This is a genomic window from Pseudomonas sp. GW822-FHT06D10 (genome assembly GCF_058799535.1).
The window spans coordinates 600,280-618,089 of the sequence record NZ_JBXALN010000005.1 but is presented as its reverse complement, the minus strand read 5'-3'; the positions used below and the strand labels follow the sequence as shown (position 1 = coordinate 618,089).

Genomic DNA, 17,810 nt, shown 5'->3' with positions numbered 1-17,810 from the left:
GCTGCTGAAATGTTCGATTAGGCGCTAAGATGCGTCTCGGTTTTCCACTCACTGCCCAGTAAGGTGCCCGGCTATGCGCCTGTCCGATTTTATCGTGCAGCACGTTGATCGAATCGTTGATGAATGGGAACAATTTGCCAGGAGCCTCGCCCAGGACTCCCTGACCCGCACGGACCTGCGTGACCACGCGCGCTCCATCCTGCTGGCCGCCGCTCGGGATATGTGCACTGCCCAGAGCCCCGGGGAACAACGGGCCAAGGCCAAGGGCGAAGGCCCGGAAAAAACCCCCAGCCTGGATGCCGCGGCCGCCAGCCATGGCGAGCTGCGCCATCACGTGGGTTTTGACCTGGTGCAGATGACCTCGGAATTCCGCCACCTGCGAGCCTGCGTGATCCGCCTGTGGGTGGCCAGCCTGCAGACACCGGACCTGGCCTACCTGCAGGACATGATCCGTTTCAACGAAGCCATTGATGAAGCCCTGGCCGAGTCCACCGCGGCCTATGCCGAACAGGTCAGCCGCTCGCGGGATATCTTCCTGGCAATTCTTGGCCACGACCTGCGGGCGCCGTTGCAGGCAGTGAGCATGTCCACTGAAATGCTGGCACGCAAAGTCGCCCTGGACGGCGACGCCCAGGCCTTCGTTTCACGTATCAAGAGCGGCACCCGGCACATGGGCGCCATGGTCAGCGACCTGCTGGAGTTCGTGCGCAGCCGCCTGGGCAGCAGCCTGCCCATCGAACCTGCGCCCATGGACCTGGCCAGCGCGGCCAAGGCGGCCATGGACGAAGCCTGCGCCGGGCAGCCCGATTGCACCCCGCTGATGAGCTTCGAGGGCGACAGCCATGGCATCTGGGACCGCGGGCGCATCGAGCAGATGCTGCAGAACCTGATCGGCAACGCCCTGCAGCACGGCAACAACCGCCGCACCGTGACCGTGACCATCACCGGTGGCGCGGAACAGGTGCTGTTGACCGTGCACAACTACGGCACGCCGATCCCCCCGGAGGCCCTGGGCACCCTGTTCGACCCGTTGGTGCGCAGCGTCGACGAAGAACTGGGCAACCCCAGCACCAGCCTTGGCCTGGGGTTGTTCATCGTCAAGGAAGTGGTGGTTGCCCACCAGGGCAGCATCGAAGTCAGCTCCAACGCCAGCGATGGCACCACCTTCACCGTGGTCCTGCCGCGCGTCTCCCGCGCCAGTGCCTGAGGCGCTTTGTAACCGCTGGTGCGTTTGTATCGTTTGTGCCGTTTGTATCGTTTTGTAGCCGCTGCTGAGCGCCAGCGAAGCTGCGAACGAGGACGCAGTCCTCGCAACCCGCATTTTCCTGACACACCGCAGTCGCCTGTTTATACGGGCGCTGCCTCGCTGGCGCTCGGCAGCGGCTACAGGCCCACCCTCAGTCCACCAGCAGGCGGCCCAGGCGCTGCTTGAGCATCTGGTTCTCGGCGCGCAGTTGCCGCACTTCATCCAGCAGGTCCAGGGCCAGGGCCACGCCTTCCCATTCCAGGTCCAGGTCGCGGCGCAACTTCGCCGCGCGCTTGGCCAGGGACAGCTCATAGTCGTTGAAACGCCAGTCCTTGGGCGCCCGGCCCTGAGGTTCGAGGATGCCGTGCTCGACGATTTCGATCACGTAGGCCGCCGACAGGTCGGCCACTTCACAGAACTCTTCCATGTCCAGCTGAACGATCAGGGTGCTCATGATCAGCGCCTCCTAGTGTCGAATCAGAAATTTTCCCGGGGGTCGAACGCCGCCTTCTTCGCCAGCTCCTGCCACAAGGCCTTGACGTCGTCGCCCGCCTGCTTGGGCATGACCGCCTTGAGTTGCACGAACAGGTAGCCGCGCTGGCCGGCCTTGTTCAGCAGGCCATGGCCCTTGGCGCGCATGCGCTGGCCATTCTGGCTGCCGGCCGGAACCTTGAGGTTGATCTTGCCGGTCAGGGTCGGTACCGCGACCTCGGTCCCCAGCGCCAGCTCCCAGGGGGCCAGTGGCAGGGTGATGATCAGGTTCTCGCCTTCGACATCGAACTTGGGATGCGGCGCGAAGCGAATGGTCAGGTACAGGTCGCCATTCGCGCCGCCGCCCACGCCCGGCGCGCCCTGGCCCTTGAGGCGGATGCGCTCGCCGTCGGTGACACCTGCCGGAATCTTCACGTTCAGGCTCTTGCTGGTGTTGCTGACGTGTTGTCCATTGGCGTTGTACTGCGGCACCTGGAAGCTGATCTTCTTCGACTCGGTGGACAGGGTTTCTTCAAGAAAGATCGGCAGTTCCATTTCCACATCCTGTCCACGACGACCGCTGCTGCGGCGCTGCTCCGGGCCGCCGAATCCTGGCCCCCGGTTACCAAAGATCGAACTGAAGAAGTCCGAGAAATCGCCACCGTTCTCGCCGCCGCCAAAACCGCCACGGCTCTGCCAGCCCGGCGGGCCCTGGAAGGGCTGGCCATGCTGGCCGTACTTGCGCAGGTCATCGTACTCGGCGCGCTTGTCGGCGCTTTTCAGCGCTTCATAGGCTTCCGAGGCGTCCTTGAACTTGGCCTCGGCATCCTTTTCCTTACTGACGTCGGGGTGGTACTTGCGCGCCAGCTTGCGATAGGCGGCCTTGATCGCCTTGTCGTCCGCTGTCGGCTCCACGCCGAGAATCTTGTAATAGTCTTTGAAGTCCATCGAGGGAATCACCATCCGTTATCAAAGTCGCGCGGCGTGCAGCACAGCATGCTCGGTCTGGCAGCATGAGAATTGATCAATCTCAATTCTCTGACTGAACGGCGCATCAGAAGTTTATCGGCAGCCTCGGGCGGATCTTGTGATCCCGGGTGGCTGCTCGGCCCATGCCTGCAAGTTTGGGGGTCAAGGATAGTCTTTCAAGGCACGACAGGGGGTGATTTAGCAGATAGTCGGCCTTTGCAAGGCGCGAGGACTGGCGTACGCTGCGCGGCCGTTTTTTTCACCGGATCCAAAGACATGAACAACGCCACCCCGGCCCGTGCCTGCGGCATTGACTTCGGTACCTCCAACTCCACCGTCGGCTGGCTGCGCCCCGGCGAGGAGACGCTGATCACCCTGGAGGACGACAAGATCACCCTGCCTTCGGTGGTGTTCTTCAATATCGAGGAGCGCCGTCCGGTGTACGGCCGCCTGGCGCTGCACGAGTACCTGGAAGGCTACGAAGGCCGGCTGATGCGCTCGCTGAAAAGCCTGCTGGGTTCCAAGCTGATCAAGCACGACACCAGCGTGCTGGGCACTGCCATGCCGTTCAAGGACCTCTTGGGGCTGTTCATCGGCCAGTTGAAGAGCCGCGCCGAAGCCGCCGCCGGTCGGGAATTCGAAGAAGTAGTGCTGGGGCGCCCGGTGTTCTTCGTCGATGACGACGCCGCCGCCGACCAGGAAGCCGAAGACACCCTGGTGGAAGTGGCCCGCAAGATCGGCTTCAAGCACGTGTCCTTCCAGTACGAACCCATCGCCGCGGCCTTCGACTACGAATCCACCATCGAGCGCGAAGAGCTGGTGCTGATCGTCGACATCGGCGGTGGTACCTCGGACTTCTCCCTGGTGCGCCTGTCCCCCGAGCGCCGTGGCGTCGATAACCGGCATGACGACATCCTCGCCACCGGCGGCGTGCACGTCGGCGGTACCGACTTCGACAAGCAACTGAGCCTCCAGGGCGTGATGCCGCTGTTCGGCTACGGCAGCCGGATGAAGAGCGGCGCCTACATGCCCACCAGCCACCACATGAACCTGGCGACCTGGCACACCATCAACTCGGTGTACTCGCAGAAATCCCAGCTGGCCCTGGGCAGCATGCGCTATGACATCGAGGACACCGGCGGCATCGACCGCCTGTTCAAGCTGATCGAACAGCGCGCCGGGCACTGGCTGGCCATGGAAGTGGAAGAGACCAAGATCCAGCTGACCCACGCAGAGAACCGCCTGGTAGCCCTGGACCGAATCGAGCGCGACCTCAGCGTGGACCTGAGCCGGGCCCTGTTCGAATCCTCCATCGACGGTTTGCTGGAGCGCATCCGCACCAGCGTCACCCAGTTGCTGAACGACGCCAATGTCGGTGTGGGCCAGGTCGATACGGTGTTCTTCACCGGTGGTTCCAGCGGCATTCCGGCGCTGCGCCAGAGCGTGGCGGCGATGCTGCCCAATGCCCGGCATGTGGAAGGCAATATCTTCGGCAGCATCGGCAGCGGCCTGGCCATCGAGGCCAAGAAGCGTTACGGCTGAAACAACTTCGCCGGCCCGCCGGCTCCTACAAGGTTCTGTAGGAGCCCGCGGGCCGGCGAACAAGATTCACACCAATCCCGCCAGCTTCAACTCGCTCTTCAGGTACGCGTAATAGATCGGCCCCGCCACCACCCCGGGCAGGCCGAAGGCGGCCTCGAACACCAGCATCGCCAGCAGCAGCTCCCAGGACTTGGCACTGATCTGCCCGCCAACGATCCGTGCGTTGAGGAAGTATTCCAGCTTGTGGATAAAAATCAGGTAGCCCAGCGCCGCCACCGCCACCCAGATCGACAGCGACAGGCCGACGATGGTGATCAGTGTGTTGGAAATCAGGTTGCCGATCACCGGCAGCAGGCCCAGCAGGAAGGTCAGCACGATCAGGGTCTTGGTCAGCGGCAGCTTGACCCCGAACAGCGGCAGGATCAGCGCCAGGAAGATCCCGGTGAAGAAGGTGTTGAGCAGGGAGATCTTGATCTGGGCGAAGACGATGTTGCGAAACGCCTGGACCAGCAGGTGCAGACGGTCGAACAGCGCCGCCGCCAGAGGCTTGCGCTTGGTCAGGTCGGGGACCCGCTGCAGGGCAATGATCGCCCCCAGGACCATGCCGATCAGCAGGGTCACGAACATGTGCGCCGCGTCCTTGCCCACCAGTTGCAACTCGCTCAGGTGCTTGCTGGCCCAGGCGCCGATGGCGGCCTGGAACTCGGCGGCGCTGGCCGGCAGGTAGGAATCGAGGAACGGCGGCAACTGGCCCCGGGCCTTGTCCACCACCACCATGAACTTGCCCAGCGAGGCGCCCGGGTTCTCCGCTTCATGCAACAGGAAGCTGATGGCCCCGGCGAACAGTAGGGTCAGCAGGCTGACCACCAGGGTGCCCAGCAGGGCCACCGCCAGCCAGCGCGCACGCCGGCCTTCGATCAGCCGCTGCAGTTGCGGGGTGAGCATGTTGACCAGCTCGAACACCAGCAGACCGGCCAGCAGGCTGGGCAGCAGACGCAGGGGCAAGGCCAGCAACAGGCCACCGAAGATGATGATCCAACTGATGAACAACAGATGACGCTGTGAAAACGCTGGCATATAGCCTCAAGACAGACAGCGGGGAAAAGACCGGCAGTCTGCCAGCCTTCACCCCTGAGGAATAGTGGCAGGCGCCGTGAGGACGCGGACTTACAGGGTACTGGAGTGTTGTGACAGGCGAAGGTTCAGTCGGCTTTGGCCCCGGCCGGCGGGGCCGAAAGGTCGGGCAGCGGCACATCATAGCCGCAGTAATGCAGGCGGGTCAGGGTCAGGCGCTTGTCGGGGTAGTCGCTGCCCCAGGCACTTCCCCGGTCATAACGAGCCTTGCCGCGGGCACAAGCAGCCTGGAGCCGGTTTTGTGCCTGAGCCAGAGCCGAAGGTGCCAGACGCTTGATCTGCAAGCTGGCAAAGAACGGCAGGATAAAGGTCCGATCCAGATCGTAACCCTTGGCGCCCAAAGCCAGACGTTGCCCGGCATGTACATAGAACGGTTGAGTAAGGCCGCTTTCCCCTTCCCAGCACCAATACCTGACCTCATCCTCCCAGAGCCCCACTGCAGCCCCCTGCCAGTGCTCATAGAAGCGCAGGCACTGGTAGCCACCCCGGGTGACCCAATCCACTTCACGGGGTTTGGCACCACTGCCGGGCAAAGCCAATGCAGCCAGCTTGCCCTGGAGAAAGGCGTCGTGGGGATACATCAGCCCATAACCCTCACCGTCGAGAAAACTGCTGACCTTCATGTACAGCGAAGACGCCGATACCTGGACATCGCCATAGGCGAAGGTCCCCTCGGTAGCGACAGACAGGCTGTCGCTGATTCTGTCGTAGTAGAAACCGCCCATGAGCGTACCGCATTCTGTGTGCCGGAACGGTTCAGGCAGGTCGAAGGAGAAACGCTGGGGCAAGGTCACCCGCTTGGCCCCTTCGCTACACAACATGCGCTGCTCGGTGCGTCGCTCCTGCGGCTTGGCGGGGAGGTTCAGGCATCCCCCGAGCAGCAATGCCAGCCCCACCACCACACTTGGACTCCCCCTCATCTGCGGATAGTGTCCTTGCCATTGGCATCGATGAACGTAGGTTCAATGTACCGGGGATTCTTCTTGAACTGGTCCTGCAGCGCATTGGGCGCATCACCGCACATGCCCTTGGCAACACACAGGTAGTTCGAGTGCGGGCTATCCACTCCCATCAACGAGGTGCTGGTCGCCAGCGAACCGAAGAAACGAGCCACCGGGTCGGACGAGTGCGTGAAGTTCTGCCCCAGCAGATCCGACACGGTATCGGTGACCGGCAACATGCCGAAAAAGGTCTTCGACCCCGGACGGTTGACCTGGAAGAAGGCGCCGTTGCCGATATCGAATCCGGCGGCATCGGCGGCTTCAAAGAAGCTCTTGGAACCCACTGGGGCGCCCGACAACTGGATGCTCCCGACCTGGCCATTGAGGTTGAAATCCAGGCCGGAAATCGCCCGGTAGGTCAACAGACCGCCCTGGCTGTGGCCGGCAACGTCCAGCTTGTACTCATCCTTGATCCCGGCCTGGAAGAAATCGTGCAGCTGCTGGGCGTTACCAGAGCGTACCGTCCCGCCCAGCGCCACATCCCACAGCGACTCGACCAAGTCGCCGAGAATCCCGTGCTCGGGGTTGTAGGCCTGCATGAAGGAATCGGAGCCGGTCTGCATCGCACCGTTGACCAATGCCGCCATCAGCGAGTTCTGGATGCCGTTGGTGAACACTGCACCATCACCATCGGGACGCTCGATCTCCATCAGCTTCTGCACGTTCTCGATCATCGGTTTGCCGGACAACGGGTCCACCTTGATGGTCTTGCCGTCGGACTCGTACTGGTACTTGGTCTCAACCCGATAGAAGCGCATGTCACCCGTGATCAAGGCCGGCACCTGGGTGATCAGGCCACCATGGTTCTCGACGCCGGGCATGATGCCACCGGTGTACTTGCCAGCCTTGTCGAGCACGGTTTCCAGGAGCCCGGGAATCCAGGCCAGCGGCAGCAACGACGGGTTGTCGGCCACCACCTGGTCCGCCGCCTTACTCAGGTCGCCAAACTGGGTGAAGATACCCGAGGCATTCTTGCCATAGTTCTTCATCCCCTCCTTCCACTGGTTCAGGGTCTGAATCGGGTGGTTCACCGACTCCAGGGACGACTGCGAGACATACAGGTCGGTACGCTTTTCCTTGTCCTTGGTGATTTCATAGGCCAGGGACACATCGCGGTTCAGGCCCGCAGTGGAGTCGGCGCCAGTCTTGGCGTCGTTGCGCACGGTGATGGTGCCCGCGCCCACTGTGGCGCGCACTTCCTGCTCGCGCTCCTTGCGGTAGTCATAGCCGCTGACGCTCCAGCCGGACGCCCCGGTCTTGCCCTTGCCTTCCTGGCTCTTGTCCGTGGTGAAAGCCACGTCCTTGCCGCCGGTGGCCTTGGCGCCATCACCGCCGCCCCAGCCAAAGGTGCCGCCCGCATTGACGTAGTAGCTGTGCTCCTTGTCCTGGCCGGAGATATCGCGGAAGCCCAGGGTGCCGGTGTCCAGCTTGAGGTTGCCGTTGTCGGCGGCGACCAGCGCGCCGTCGAGCTGGGTGTGGTTCTCGGTGCGGATGTCCACCCCGTTCTTGCCGGTGATGCTGGTCTGCTCCTGGACCCAGTTGGTCTTGCCGGTGGTCTTGCCCATGCCCAGGGAACCGCTGACGCTGCCACCGCCGCCCAGGCCGATGCTCACGGTGACACTGGCATCCATTTCCTTACCGCTGACCTTGCCGGTGTCCGGCACCGAGGACACGGTCAGGTCACCGCCAACCCGGCCGATGACCTCACCGCCGCGCAGGGTTGCGCCGGCGATGGTGGTGTCCTTGCCACTGCTGAAGCGCAGCTGGTCGCCGGCTACCAGATTGGCGTTCTGTTGCCGCTGGTTGTCCCGGTCCAACTGGCCCTTGCCCATGTCGACGCTGGCGTAGACCGAGATGAAGTCCTTGCCGCCCACGGCCAGGCCCACTTCACCACCGCCGCTGTGGCGGTTGGACTCGCTGCTGGAATCGTTCTGCGCGGCACGGATGGTCAGGTCGTTACCGGCGCCCAGGTCGATATCGCGCCCGGCCTGGACCTGGGTTCCGATCAGGGTCAGGTTGTTGCGCGCCTCAAGGCTGACATCACGCCCGGCGAGGAATACCGACGGGGTGTTGGTGCCCTGGTTCATCTGCTCGCTGGCCACACCGTTGCTGCCGCCGATACCGGCACGGGCGCTACCGCCGCCGCTCTGGCCATTGATGCCGCCCTGGCTGCGGGCGGTCTTGCTCTCTTCGGAGACCGAACCGCGGGCCACATCCACATTGATGTCACGGCCCACCAGGGTGATGTCGCGCCCGGCGTCGAACTGACCACCGCGAATGTTGATGTCATTGCCGGCCACGGCGCTGATATCCCGCCCGGCCCCCAGGCTGGCAGGGCTGTTGCTGTGCACTTCCTGGCGCGAGCTGCTGGACTGGCTGGCCGTACCGAAATGGGTCGCGGTGGTCGGGCCTGAGGTGAACTGGTTGATCGCATCCACGGTGCTCAGCACGCTGGAGGCCTTGCTGGTGTTGTCCTCGCCTTTGCCGGTGCCCTTGAGGGCGTCCATGGTGTTGCCGTAGTTGTGGCTGACATTGACCGTCAGGCCATTGCGGTCACGGCTTTTGCTACGTTCCTCGATCGAGGTTTCCTTGCCCGCGTCGATGCTGATATCGCGCCCGGCCTGCAGGTTGATATCACGCCCGGCATCCACTCGCGAGCCTTCCAGGGTCAGGTCACGTCCGGCCTTGATGGTTGCATCCTGCCCGGCCAGCAACTGGCTCGGCGCCACGGTCTGCTCGGCATTGCGCGATTTCTGCTTGAGGCCTTCGCTGCCCAGGAACGCGGTGACGCCATTGCGATCGCTCTCCAGGGACAGCCCCACATGCTTCTCGGACTTCCAGTTGCTCTGGTCCGAGCTATTGCTGCCGGCCAGGACGTTGATGTCGCGTCCCGCCCCCACATTCAGGTTGCGCTCGGCCGCGGCCGTGCTGCCGATCATGTTGACGTCACGAGATGCCTGCAGGGTGGTGTCACGCCCGCCACTGACCACGCTGCCGACACTCTGGGATTGAATGTTTTCCTGGCCGGATTTCTTCGAGGAGGCAATCGAAGTGAAACTGCCGGAACTGGAGAACCCCACCTTGCTCTTGTACTTGTCGCTCTGGCTGCTGGAGGTGTTGGCCGCGTCCATCAGGTTGATGTCGCCGTTCTTGTCGATCAGCCCGGCGCGCACTTCGGCATCGCGCTTGGCTTCGATGGAACTGGCCGAGAGGTTGACGTTGGTCCCGGATATCACCACGGCGTCATTGCCGGCACTCAGCTCGCTGCCCACCTGGGTGGTGGTGCTGGAGGTGCGGCTGTTGCCGCTCTTGCTCAGGCCGAAGCTGCCTTTCTTCTTCTGGCTGTAGGCGCTGTCCTGCTGCTCCTGGGCAGAGACCAGGCTGACGTCCCGGGTAGCGCCCACCAGCAGGTCGTTGCCGGCCTTGAGCTGGCTGCCGACCACGGTGACGTCGCGTCCGCCGTTGAGGCTGATACGGCCGTCCTTGTCCTGGCTGACGTTGACCATCAGGTCGTGCCCGGCGCTGATCTCGGAGGCCACGTTGGTGGTGGAGGAATCGGCGCTGCGGGTGGTCTTGCTCTTGCCCCAGGAACCCTTCTTCTTCTGGTAGAAGGTCGAGGACTGCTCGTCCTGGGCCGAAGCGATGACGATGTCGCGCTTGGCATTGAGGGACAGGTCGTTGCCGGCGCTGACCTGGCTCGCTACCACCGCCAGGTCGCGCCCGGCATTGAGTTCCAGGTTGCCGCCGGTGGTCACGCTGGAGCCAAGGGTCTGCACCGTGTCGTTGGTCACCAGGCCGCGACGGATCGCGCTCTGGGTGAAGGTGTGGTCCTGCACCGCCAGCAGGTCGATGTCACGACCGGCGCTGAGCTTGGCATCGCCGGCACTGGCGAGCTGGCCGAGGTTGGTCAGGTCGCGACCGGCGCTGAGGTCCAGCTGCTGGCGCGCGGTGATCTGGCTGCCCTGGTCGAGGATGGTGCGATTGCCCGAGCCGTAGCCAACGGCCACTGCGGTGCGGTCGTTGATGATGTCGCCCTTGATCGAGGTGACGCTGACCTGGTTGCCGCGGATTTCCCCGGCCAGGGCGTTGCGCACGCTGTCCTGGGCCATCAGGCTGACCCGCTCGTTGGCCTCGATCAGGCCGCCCTGGTAGAGGCTGCCGCCAGCATTCACGCTCAGGTCGTTGCTGGCCCGCAGGGTACCGACATTGGTCAGGTCGCCGCCGGCGATCAGGGTCATGTCGCGCCCCTGTATCAGGCTGCCGCCGCGCAGGTTGCGGGTTTCCGCCTGGGCCAGGTAGAGCACCGGCACCAGCACTTTCTCACCCTGCACTTCGCGGGTTTCCATCCACACGATGTCATGGGTCAGCGAGGCCACCTGGGCCGGGGTCAGGGACACGCCGATGCTCAGGTTCAACTGGTCCTTGGAAGCGATGGCGTTGTCCATCAGGTAGCGGTACTGGTCGTAGTCGCTGGTCAGCCCGGCCGCCAGGAAGCGCTGGCCGGTCTGGGCCAGCACCGCGTCGCGAATCAGCCGGGTCTCGTACAGGCCGTCGCCCAGGCGGCGCCAGGTCTGATCGGTGTTGTAGTTGAGGTTGCCGAGCATGTAGTCCGAGCTCATGAAGCGCGACAGGTCGGTGAAGGTTGGGTTGGTCTCGATCAGGTAGCGGCCCTGGGGATTCTGGCTCTTGACGAACAGGCCGTACTCACCCTGAGGCACGCGGAAGCTCGACAGCGAGGTCGGGTCCACGGCGGCGAACGGCACGCCGGAGAAATCCACCGGGACGAAGCTGACCTGGGTGGTGCCGTCGGCACCGACCTTCTCGATGCGTTGCACATCCTTGGCCACCTGGTTGGCCGCCGCGGAGCTCTGGGCATTGACCGTGATCACCTGGCCGCCGACCTGGGCCAGGTTGTTCTGCAGCGTCTGCCCGGTGAGCTGGGCGCGGCTCTGTTCGCTCTGCACGCCGTTTTCAAGGGTGCCGCTGACCTGCAGGTGCAGGCGCTGGCCGGCCTGCAGGGTGGAGGCGTAGGCAGTCTGGGAGCCCGGGGTGATCACCGTGTGGCTGGCGGGTTCGTAGATCGGGTACTGGGTCACCACGGTCGGCAGCGGGTCCTGCTGGCCCGGCGCGCGATTGGCGTTGGCGGCGTTCCAGGCGATGGTGGCGCGCTCGGCGGCGCGGAACGCGCCCTTGGAAACCCCGTGCAGGAAATAGCTGATGCTCTCGACCCGCTTGTTCAGGGTCAGGCCCCGGTTGTACAGGTTGTTGGCGGTGATGGTGACATCACGGTTGGCGGCGATCAGGCTCTGGTCGTTTTCCACCGTATCGGCATTGATGGTCAGGTCACGGTTGGACACCAGGCGGGCGCCAGCGGAGTGCTCGCCCATGGTGCCTTCGTAGGTGGTGTTAACGATGTAAGTGGCGGTGTGGTAATCGCCGGAACAGTCGGTGCAGTTGATCACGATATTGCGCTGGGTGATGGTTTCGCCGACCTGGTACTGGTCCATGGCGTTTTGCAGCAACGCCACGTTGAGGTTCATGTCGCCCTCGCTTTCGATGGTTCCGGAGCGGTTGCTCAGCAGGGCCGCGCGGCCCCCGTCGAGGGCGGCGAAGCTGAGGTTGCCGGCGCTGTAGATGTCGCCGTAGCTGTTGGCCAGGCCGTTGCCCCGCAGGAGCATGTCGCCGCCGCTGTAGATCAGGGTGTCGGCCGAGGTGGTGATGCCGTTGCTGGAGCGCAGCTGCAACTGCCCCAGGGCGCCCAGGGTGCCGCGGTTGTTGATCTGCCCCGCCGACACGTAGAGGTTCTGGCTGGCGATCAGCCGGCCCAGGTTGTCCAGGGTGCCGCGCAGGTTCAGCTCGGTGTCGCCGCCGCTGGCGATACGACCGCCGTTCTGGTTGAGGTCGCTGGCGCCCACCGTGAGCTTGCCCCGGGACGACAGCAGGCCGCTGTTGTTCAGGTTGCCCCCCAGGTCCAGGGTCAGGTAGCCGTCACTGGCCAGTTCCCCGGCGTTGTTCAGGGTTGCGGCGCCCACCCGCAGGCCGCTGGCGCTGGCGATACGGTCGCCGGCACTGAGGTTGAGATCGCCGCCGGTGCTCAGGTCCAGGGCGCCGTTGAGCTGCATCAGCCCGCTGCGGTCCACCCAGCCGATGTCCCAGTCGCCACGGCCCAGGCCGGTGATGCGCCCCTGGAGGCCCGAGAGCCCGCCCAGGTCGAGTTTGAACAGGCCGTTGCCAGCGTGCTCGATGCTGCCGCCGACGTTGTTCAGGTTGCCCGCATTCAGGCTGAAGGCGTTGGAGCCCAGGGCCAGGCTACCGCCCTGGTTGTACAGGCTGCCGCCCAGGCTGATCCGGCTTTGCTCCCCGCCTACGGCGCGGATCCGCCCGCCGGCGCTGTTGTCCAGGTTGCCGCCCACCAGCAGCAGCGAACCGGCCGACTCCACCAGGCCGCCCTGGTTGTAGAGGTTGGCCGCGGTGGTCAGGTCCAACTGCTGGGCGCTGATTTCGCCGCCCCAGCGGTTGTCCAGGGTCTGTCCGGAAGCGCTGAGCAGGCCGTTGGCGTAGAGCTTGCCTGCCTGGTTGGTGAGGCGGTCCACCACCAGCTTCAGGTTGCCGGCCTGGCTGCTGATCAAGCCGGCCTTGCCGTTCAGGGCACTGTTATCCACAGCCCCGGCCGTCACCGCCAGGGTCGCGCCCTGCAGGGTGCCGCCACGGTTGTCCAGGCTGCCCTGGCCCAGGGTGACTTCACCATGGCCGCCCTGGGCCAGGATCATCCCTTCGGCGTTGTTCAGGCCCCCGGCCACCAGGTTCAGGCCGTCGCTGCCAGCGAGCAGTTGCCCCTGGCGGTTGTCCAGCGCGCCGCCATCGACCTCCAGGCGCTTGCCCTTGAGGGTGCCGCCCTGGTTGTCGAGACGGGCCAGCTGGGTGACCTTGAGTGCCTGGTCACCGGCGTCGATGACCCCGGCGCTGTTGTTCAATACGCCATTGTTGAGGGCCACATGCAGCCCCCCGGCCTTGGCCACCACTGCGCCCCTGGCGCTGTTGTCCAGGCCCGCGGCGTTGATCCCGACGCTCTCGCCGAGGATCACCCCGCCACTGTTGTTCAGTTGGCCGCCGTTGACTTGCAAATGCCCGTCGCTTTGCAGGCGCCCCTGGCTGTTGAGCAACTGCCCCGGGGTGGCGCCGTCGGCAGTCAAGGTCAGCAGCAAGCCGTCGCTGCCCGCCGCCAGCAAGCCTGCGCCCTGGTTGTCCAGGCGCTGGGTGCTCAGGCTCAGGCGGTCGCCCACCAGTTGCCCGCCACGGTTGTCCAAAAGGCCGTTGTTGGTCAGCAGCAATTGATTGCCCACCACCACGCCGCCCTGGTTGTTCAGGCTGCCGGAGCCGATTTGCACATCGCCGTTCTTGGCCTGCAAATGGCCCAGGGCGTTGTTCAGATGCTGCTTGACCGTCAGGGTCAGCTGGCCGGCTTCGGCGCTGAGTACCCCGCCCTGGTTCTGGCTGAGGCTGTCGAGGTTGGCGGTCAGTACGTTGCCGATCACCTGGCCCTGGTTGTTGGCCAGGTCCCGGGCTTCCAGCAGCAGGTTGTCCTTGCCTTGCAGCAGGCCGCCCTGGTTGTCGATGTCCGCGGTGTGCAGCTCAAGCCCGGTGGCATCCACCGTGCCGCCCTGGTTGTCGAGCTTGCCACTGCTGGTGAGGGTCAGCTGCGGAGCAACCAGGGTGCCAGCGCGGTTATCCACGCTGGCGGACTTGAGGCTGAGCAGCGATGTGGCCTGGAGCTTGCCACCCGCATTGATCAGGTCCTGGGCGAGGTTCACCTGCAACTCGCCCTTCTCGGCGCTGACCAGGCCCTTCTGGCTGTTGTCCAGGCGCGTGCCAGTGATCTTGATCTGGTCGGCCAGCAGCTTGCCGCCCTGGTTGAGCAACTCTGCGCCCTGGGTTTCCAGCAGGGTCTGGGCCTGGAGCTGGCCACCGTTGTTGTTCAACTGCTCGCTGACCTTGAAGGTGGCGCTGCCCTGGCTGGCCCCGATCAGGCCCTGCTGGTTGTCCAGCCGCCCGGCGCTGATCTCTACCCGGTCGGCAATCATCGAGCCTTTCTGGTTGCTCACTTCGCGGGCATTGAGGGTCAGGTCGGCGCCCGCCACTTCCAGGCGCCCGCCGTTGTTGTTCAGGCTATCCAGAGTGAGCGTCGCGGCCTGCTGCTCGCCAAAGCGGATCAGGCCGCCCAGGTTGGCGATGGCCGGGGTGGTCAGCACCAGCTCGTGCTGTGCCAGCACCCGGGCCTGTGCGCCCTGGTTGACCAGGCGCGCGGTCTTGACCTCGACCTTGGGCCCCTGAATCACCCCGTTCTGGTTGTTCAGGGCCTGGCGCGCGGTCAGCTCCAGGTTGCGGCTGGCCAGTACGTTGCCGCGGTTCTCCAGGGTGTCGGCGGTCAGCTTGACCTCGCCGTGATCGTTGCGGCTGTTGTCGGTGTTGACTCCGGCTTCGATGATGCCGTGGTTGACCAATTGCGCGGCGTCCACCACCTGGACCCGGTCCCGGGCCGCCAGGCTGGTCTGCACCTGGATCTGCTCGGCGGCCTGCAGGGTCGCTTCGGTGCCGGCGTAGGCCTTGCCCTTGAGCTCGATGCTCTGGGCCTTGATGGCGATGGCCTGGTTGGCGCCCATGCCGGCGACCGTGACCTTGCCGTTGGCGTCGATCTGGATATCACCGGTGCTGGCCGCCATTTCCCCGGACATGTTCACCCCCACGCCCTTTTCCGTGCCCACCAGGCGGATCGCCCCGGCGTACATGCCGCCCAGGGCCGAGCTGTCGATGGCCAGTTCCGGCTTGGCGCTGGCGTCGGCATCCCGGGCCGTGACACTCAGGTCATCGGCCTTGACGTCGTTGCGCCCGGTGATGACGTTGAGCTTCTTGGCGTACAGGTCGGCATTGAGCTTGGTACTGCGGGTGATCAGGTCGAACTGGTCGATGTTGCTGGCGTTGAGGCCGGCGCCTTCGATGCTGATGTCGCCGCCATCGACCTGGAAGCGATCGAGTTTCTGCCCTTCGATCACCGGCTTGCCGGTGGTCAGGGTGGCCCGTGGGGTGTTGATGAAGCCGCAGCCGTTGCAGGTGATGCCATGGGGGTTGGCGACGATCACCCGGGCCGACTGCCCGGCCACTTCGGTATAGCCCGCCAGCTTGCTGCGATTGCTGCCGGTGACTTCGTTGAGAATGACCTGGGCCGCCTGCCCCTTGAGGTTGGGGTTGCCCATGATGTAGCCGCCCAGCTGAGTGTTCTGGGTCGAGCCGGTACCGTTATTGAGGATCAGGCCGTTGCTGCCGACGTTGTATTCGCTGAACTTGTTGTGGGACAAGCCGGCGCCGTTGGCGGCGTTGATGTTGACGATGGGTACGCCATTGCCGGCCGCGCCGATGGTGGCGTTGCCCCCCGCGGCCGGGTCCAGGGCCAGGCCTGCGGCCACGCTGACGATCGGGTTGAGAAACAGGATCCCCGACAACGACAGGGCAATGCATTGGGCAAAAGGCTTGCGTACGTCCATGTGCGAATCATCCATTCAATAACGTTGCGGGCGAGTCAGAAGAACAGGTCTACCCGGAAGTACACCGGGTGCTCTCGCCTCTCGATAATTGCCGGTCGCTCCAGGGAGCGTGCGAAGCTGACGGATGCAGCCAGGTACTGGCCGCGGGCATTGAGTTCCAGGGCATTGCCGCTCATGCGGCCGCGGGCATCGTGGTTGTAGCGATCGCCCTTGATCACCCCCACGTCATACGCAAAGGCCATGCCGTATTCCTGGACAAAAGGCTGCAACGCCGGCCAGGTCACCGCACGGCGCCAGCGCAGTTGGTTGCGCCAGTAGCCGCCGCTGTTGCCGGACAGGGTCTGGTCCTGGAAGCCACGCACCGAGTTGAGGCCGCCGAGGCTGATGCGCTGGGGGCTGAAGAGCACGTCCTCGCTGCGCTGCCCGGTGGCCAGGCTGTCGAAGCTGAAGTTTTCGTTCCACAGGCGAAAGGGCTGCAGGTAGCTCAGGGTCAGGCTGTATTTGTTGTAACGGGCCACCGGCTCGCTGCCATGGGGATTGCCGCTGCCCTGGGCATCCAGGGCGCCGATGCCCTGCTGCCAGCCAATGTCGGCGTTGACCAGGGCATTGCCGATGCGCCGCCCATGGTTGAAGCCCAGCTGGCTTTCGGTGATGCGGTTGCTGGACACGTCGATCAGGTTGTCATCGATGTAGTTGCGCGTGCGCAACTGGCTCAGGCCCAGGCTCATGCCGGTCTTGCTCAGGTTGTCGCGGTGCAGCACCCGTTCGGCGCGCAACTGCTGGTTCTTGCTTTCGCCGTCCATGGTGAAGTCGAAGCCGGTGCTGTCATTGCGGGTGCGGTAGTAGCTCTGGCTGTAGGAATAACTGAGGGTCCACCAGCCCCAGGGCAGGCTGTAGAACAGGCTCTGGTTGTCGGAGTGGCGCCAGCGGTCGCTGACCGTGTCCTGGTTGGCCCGCAGGCTGAGCTGGTCTGCCAGGCCCAGGGGGCTGTCCCAGTCCAAGCCGAGGCCGGCCTGCTGCTCGCCGGTGCTCTTGTCGCCGCTGTTGTTGCGGGTGGCCGATACCCGCCAGGGTTTCAGACGCTGGCCCTTGAGCCCAACACGGCTGTCGCCCAGTTTCTCTCCCGGGGCCAGTTCCAGTTCCACCTGGCGCGAAGGCAGGCGAGTCAGCTGGTCCACCAGTTGCTCCAGCTCCCGCAGGTTGAGCACCTCGCCGGTGGTGCCGGGAAAGGCCATGGCCAGTTCCCGCGAGCTGGCCAGGGCGGAACTGTCCAGGCTCTCCAGGCGGCCTTCGACCACCACGATGGTCAGTTGCCCCGAGGCCAGTTCCTGGGCCGGCAGGTAGGCCCGGGTGGTGACATAGCCCTGCTGCAGGTAGTGATGGGTGATGGCCTTGAGCAGGGTGTTGATCTGCGTCACCGACAGGCACTGGTCGCGATAGGGCGCCACCAGGCGCTCGCGATCGGCGGCGGAAAGATGATCGGCACCCTTGAGAATCACGGTCTTGATGGTGAAGCAGCGCTGCTCGCCCGGTTGCGGGGCAGGCTCGGGGGGCAAGGTCTTGCCGGGGAGTTGCTGGAGTTCGTCGAGGCGCTTCTGCTGCTCTTGCAGCAACTGCTGCTGGCGATCCCGAATCAGGTCGCGATCACCCGGCGTCTGCAGCGGCGCGGCACTGAGCGCGAGCGAAGCAGACAAAGCACAAAACGCTACTACAGGCCTGAACAAGCCAAAACGCGACATGCTTTCCATTCCCTAGAATCACGGATTTTGGCTGGCCAAACGTCCGCGTGGTGCGTCCCGGCACCTGTTTTCGAAGGGAATAAAGTGTAAATGTAAAAAAATTTACATAATAAAAAAGCGACGAGCGGTAGCTTCCAGACCTATCTCATTGAAAGCTAATGGTTTATGT

8 protein-coding genes are annotated in these 17,810 nt (G+C 64.4%); 2 read left to right on the top strand and 6 right to left on the bottom strand.

Going from position 1 to position 17,810, the window contains the following annotated elements; translation table 11 throughout:
• Positions 1–73 precede the first annotated feature (73 nt).
• Entirely contained in the window at positions 74–1,207 is a 1,134-nt protein-coding gene (locus AC1RL5_RS20025) for a sensor histidine kinase (RefSeq protein ID WP_011058998.1), read from the top strand.
• A 190-nt stretch (positions 1,208–1,397) separates the two neighbouring features.
• On the opposite strand, the gene AC1RL5_RS20020 is transcribed toward AC1RL5_RS20025, so the two are convergent.
• Positions 1,398–1,700: a chaperone modulator CbpM gene (locus tag AC1RL5_RS20020; protein ID WP_011058997.1), complete on the bottom strand. Its 303-nt coding sequence runs from the start codon at positions 1,698–1,700 to the stop codon at positions 1,398–1,400.
• 23 nt (positions 1,701–1,723) lie between these two features.
• Entirely contained in the window at positions 1,724–2,665 is a 942-nt protein-coding gene (locus tag AC1RL5_RS20015; protein ID WP_072452198.1) for a DnaJ C-terminal domain-containing protein, read from the bottom strand.
• A gap of 297 nt (positions 2,666–2,962) precedes the next feature.
• Here AC1RL5_RS20015 and AC1RL5_RS20010 point away from each other — a divergent pair, with 297 nt between their 5' ends.
• The gene (locus AC1RL5_RS20010; RefSeq protein ID WP_262213935.1) at positions 2,963–4,228 is read left to right on the top strand and encodes an Hsp70 family protein; all 1,266 of its coding nucleotides are present in this window, start codon (positions 2,963–2,965) and stop codon (positions 4,226–4,228) included.
• A gap of 66 nt (positions 4,229–4,294) precedes the next feature.
• On the opposite strand, the gene AC1RL5_RS20005 is transcribed toward AC1RL5_RS20010, so the two are convergent.
• The 4 genes from AC1RL5_RS20005 to AC1RL5_RS19990 all read right to left on the bottom strand — a co-directional run bounded on the left by AC1RL5_RS20005 (position 4,295) and on the right by AC1RL5_RS19990 (position 17,641).
• A complete protein-coding gene (locus AC1RL5_RS20005) occupies positions 4,295–5,305 on the bottom strand; it encodes an AI-2E family transporter (protein ID WP_011058994.1) in 1,011 nt (336 codons plus the stop codon).
• 125 nt (positions 5,306–5,430) lie between these two features.
• A complete protein-coding gene (locus tag AC1RL5_RS20000; protein WP_176876771.1) occupies positions 5,431–6,282 on the bottom strand; it encodes a hypothetical protein in 852 nt (283 codons plus the stop codon).
• Positions 6,279–15,917: a hemagglutinin repeat-containing protein gene (locus AC1RL5_RS19995; protein WP_492589541.1), complete on the bottom strand. Its 9,639-nt coding sequence runs from the start codon at positions 15,915–15,917 to the stop codon at positions 6,279–6,281. The genes AC1RL5_RS20000 and AC1RL5_RS19995 overlap by 4 nt, the downstream gene beginning before the upstream one ends.
• A 20-nt stretch (positions 15,918–15,937) precedes the next feature.
• Positions 15,938–17,641 (bottom strand): ShlB/FhaC/HecB family hemolysin secretion/activation protein, encoded by a 1,704-nt coding sequence (locus AC1RL5_RS19990; protein ID WP_041120529.1) that lies wholly within the window; start codon positions 17,639–17,641, stop codon positions 15,938–15,940.
• Positions 17,642–17,810: the final 169 nt, after the last annotated feature.

Coding starts and splice junctions, on each gene's coding strand:
- AC1RL5_RS20025 (WP_011058998.1), top strand. CDS start 74: ATGCGCCTGTCCGATTTTATCGTGCAGCACGTTGATCGAATCGTTGAT.
- AC1RL5_RS20005 (WP_011058994.1), bottom strand. CDS start 5,305: ATGCCAGCGTTTTCACAGCGTCATCTGTTGTTCATCAGTTGGATCATC.
- AC1RL5_RS20020 (WP_011058997.1), bottom strand. CDS start 1,700: ATGAGCACCCTGATCGTTCAGCTGGACATGGAAGAGTTCTGTGAAGTG.
- AC1RL5_RS20000 (WP_176876771.1), bottom strand. CDS start 6,282: ATGAGGGGGAGTCCAAGTGTGGTGGTGGGGCTGGCATTGCTGCTCGGG.
- AC1RL5_RS20010 (WP_262213935.1), top strand. CDS start 2,963: ATGAACAACGCCACCCCGGCCCGTGCCTGCGGCATTGACTTCGGTACC.
- AC1RL5_RS19995 (WP_492589541.1), bottom strand. CDS start 15,917: ATGGATGATTCGCACATGGACGTACGCAAGCCTTTTGCCCAATGCATT.
- AC1RL5_RS19990 (WP_041120529.1), bottom strand. CDS start 17,641: ATGTCGCGTTTTGGCTTGTTCAGGCCTGTAGTAGCGTTTTGTGCTTTG.
- AC1RL5_RS20015 (WP_072452198.1), bottom strand. CDS start 2,665: ATGGACTTCAAAGACTATTACAAGATTCTCGGCGTGGAGCCGACAGCG.